The organism is Chitinivibrionales bacterium (genome assembly GCA_014728215.1).
Classification (GTDB): Bacteria; Fibrobacterota; Chitinivibrionia; order Chitinivibrionales; family WJKA01; genus WJKA01.
The window spans coordinates 1-3,625 of record WJLZ01000108.1; the positions used below are offsets into that span (position 1 = coordinate 1).

The 3,625-nt window shown below is 38.4% G+C and carries 4 protein-coding genes; all 4 read left to right on the forward strand.

Features of this window, described 5'->3' with window-relative positions; genetic code table 11:
* Positions 1 to 350: 350 nt before the first annotated feature.
* On the forward strand, positions 351 to 755 hold the full coding sequence (locus GF401_08125; GenBank protein MBD3345013.1) for a hypothetical protein: 405 nt from the start codon (positions 351 to 353) through the stop codon (positions 753 to 755).
* A gap of 3 nt (positions 756 to 758) precedes the next feature.
* On the forward strand, positions 759 to 1,148 hold the full coding sequence (locus tag GF401_08130; GenBank protein ID MBD3345014.1) for a hypothetical protein: 390 nt from the start codon (positions 759 to 761) through the stop codon (positions 1,146 to 1,148).
* A 242-nt stretch (positions 1,149 to 1,390) separates the two neighbouring features.
* Complete coding sequence (locus GF401_08135; protein ID MBD3345015.1) at positions 1,391 to 1,927, forward strand: hypothetical protein; 537 nt, start codon at positions 1,391 to 1,393, stop codon at positions 1,925 to 1,927.
* Between the two features lie 225 nt (positions 1,928 to 2,152).
* Positions 2,153 to 3,625, forward strand: a 1,473-nt coding sequence (locus GF401_08140; GenBank protein MBD3345016.1) for an IS1182 family transposase, incomplete at its 3' end; no start/stop codon positions are given.

Consider the following 3,625-nt stretch of genomic DNA (forward strand, 5'->3'; position numbering starts at 1 on the left):
ACTGATTTTTTTTGGGGGGGGGATAAAAGACGGAATTGCCACAGAAACTACACACAACACGGCTTACCAGGCTCCGCTTCGCTACGGCCCAAATTGCCCTGCGTAAACTCCGGGCAACTTCTGGTAAGCCGGGAACGTTGTGTGAAATTAGGGCTGGTATAAACAGGAAGAAAGGAAAATATTTTACTCGTTCTAGGAACCGCACCATCCATGGTACCGGTGAAATAAAGAAAGGAGGAGGAAACCATATCAAACAAACTTCTGAAAACCTGTACGAAAAAAGACCAGCAAACGCTCAAGAAACCAGGTCAGATAAAACATACGGCTTATAAGCTCATGAGGAGGATAAAATGGAAACACAAAACGTAGATAGAGGAGTTGCTTATTCTTGGGCACTTTTAGTGGCCGCCGATGGCAATTTGGAGGAGCAAGAATTAGTAACAGTTTTCAATATTAACAGCAACTTGAAATTGACTGCACTTGACAATGAATCACTTGTAGAAATAATGAAGGAAACAATAAATGATATTTCAACAAAAGGATTAGACCATTGCTATGAAATTGTTAAGCAGTGTTTAGAAAAAGAACCGAATGAGAAGAAAATGCATTTGCTAATTTCATTTATTAAGATTGCCCTTGCTGATGATGACTTTGGCAATGAAGAAATGGTAACTATATTTAAACTTGCAGACGTGATTGATATTTCAAAACAAGACATACTTTCTGTTTGTCTAATTTTATTAAAAGAAAAATAAATTATGGAAGAACTGTTTATTTATATCATTTTTCCGTTATTGGGTATAGCTGGTTTTGCTTATGCCGTTGAAGTTATCGCAAACAAATCGTATCATCATAGTTTCTTTGACGATATTTCAGACATTTTATTGAGAGGAAGTCTTTCTTTCTTGGGATTATTTTTTCTTTTATTATTCTGGGCGGTTGACGATGCAAGCATTATTATGAAATCGATTTTTATCTTTGGAATGGGTGTCGGTGCTATTGCAATCCTCCAGCTATATAATGAAAACAGAAAACAGACAAACGCATTGCTTGCTCTTTTTGGTACAATATTTCAAATTACAATAGGTCTTATTCTATTTTTTGTCATTGCCGGAATTGTTAATAGTATTCTTGATAAGAAAAAGTGAAAGGGGGTGATTATATTGGGTAGTTGGAGCATAAGCAATCCATGTAAGAATTGTGGTAGTAAAAGTGGAATAATGGTAAGGTGCCGAAATTGTGGCACACTAGGATGCCAGAAATGCTTGGGTGGTTCTGGACGTGGAATGTGTAAAGTTTGCAAGAAAGTAACTGATAAGGACAAACCATAATCGTTTTGGGGGTAGAGTTATTATCAAACTCTATCCCCAAAAAACAATATGTGCTATACATGAAAAATCAAAAAATCATATTTATCAATATCTTTCAGCGTTTTCTAAATACATTAAATACAGATAATTTGTCTCAAATTTGTTGGAATAGGAATAATCTTGAACCTTGGACAGCATATGCTTCTGAGATATTCGCACGAATATTGCAAGACGATTTCAAATTAGAAGCAGCAAGAAAAGGTCATGCAGATAAATATGGTAGGTATGAATATTTCAATATTGATGTAATCGCTTATGATGATTGCTGCTGGAAACCTCCCATAATCGCAATAGAAATTGAGAATTATTTCTCCCGTATAGAGTATAGTGCTTGGAAGCTGTTTTCTGTTGATTGCCGTTTTCGGTTGCTATTGACCTATTATTATCCAAAAGCAAACAGTAAATACTTTGCAAAAAATCTTGCGGATATTAAGAAGAAAATAAGTCCAATAGCAGATGACAATAAAAGGAAACCTTTATTGCTTATATACGGCAATGGTGCAGCTAATCCAAGAAAGCAATCTTGGGATAAAATATTCAAGACTTATTGGTTCTGATGGATTTCGTAAAATATCAGCCCTCTCCGTCCTGTTTCGGGATGAAAGAAGTGAACGAATAAAATATTTAATTTGGAATTTGTTTTTATTTTAATACCAGCCCTAACTCAAGGCCTAACGGCTCACACAACGAGACTGTAGAAAAAGTCCAATTTTCATAATTTACTAGTGTAAACATTATCATTTTTCCTTATATTATTATAATGTATAAGGAAAGGTGGAACTATGGCACGCTATAAGGATTATTCATACGAGCAGACAAAGATGGTGGCAATATCGTATGATCGGCAGGTTCTTCCCGGGACATTTGAGCATACGCTGAGTGATGTTATCAATTCCCTGGACATGTCCATTTTCGATGATCGATACCGGAATGATGAAACCGGAGCACCGGCATATGATCCACGGATACTGTTAAAAATTATTCTTTTTGCATATTCCAAAGGGATTATTTATTCCCGCAGAATTGCACAGCTTTGCAATGAAAATGTTGTATTTATGGCATTATCTGCGGACAGTCGACCTCATTTTACCACAATCGCAAACTTTGTGTCCTCGATGCAGGAAGAAATAATTGCAATATTCCGACATGTTTTGCAGATATGCATGGAATTAGATCTTATCGACGGCTGTATGTTCGCCATTGACGGCGTAAAGCTTCCATCGAATGCCTCAAAGGAGTGGAGCGGAACGAAAGAGGATTTGCGAAAGAAGAAGGAGAAATTGGAAGCGGCTTTGGATTGCATGGTCCGGCAACATCGCAATCGTGATACGGAAGATATTGATAATATTTCTGATGATGAGGAATTCAAAAAGCGTCTTGACCGTGCTCGCAAGAAGGTTGAGAAATTAGACAACTGGCTTGAGAATAATGAGGATAAAGTAAGTTCTCGCCGCCGTACCAAGCAGAGTAATGTTACCGACAATGAGAGTGCCAAGATGAAAACATCACATGGTGTTATTCAGGGGTACAACGGGATGGCTGTTGTTGATTCAAAGCATCAGGTAATTGTAAATGCGGAAGCGTTCGGACAGGGACATGATACAAATTTACTTAAGCCTGCCATAGAAGGAACAAAGGAGGCATTCGAAGGTATAGGAGTTAGTGATAATTGTTTTGAAGGTGCAGTTGTCACAGCGGATACCGGTTTTCATTCGACTGATAATCTTGAATATCTTGAGGCCGAAGGCATTGACGGATACGTTCCTGACAGTAATTTCAGGAAGCGTGATCCCCGCTTCTCGACAGCGCCGCGGCATAAAGAGAAGAATACATGGGGGGCACAGACCTATACCAAAGAAGATTTTGCCTATATTAGTGAGGGTGATTATTTCATCTGCCCTGAGGGGCACAAGCTGACAAAGTCGAATTCTGATTTATCCACGAATGGAATTACTTATTACAAATACAATGCAAAACAGCGCATTTGCGGTTCTTGTTCTGCACGCATGAAATGTATAGATCATAAACACCGAAGACCCCGGAGCTTATTCAGGCGTTCTGATGGCTGCAATGTATTTACTGAGAGAATGCGGAATAAGATTGATACTGAGTATGGCCGCAAGATATATAGTAAGCGGATGTCTGTTGTAGAACCTGTTTTCGGCAATATCCGGTGGGCCAAAGGCATGCATCGTTTTACATTGCGGACTAAGCGAAAGGTGAATGTCCAGTGGCTCTTTTATTGTCTGATACAC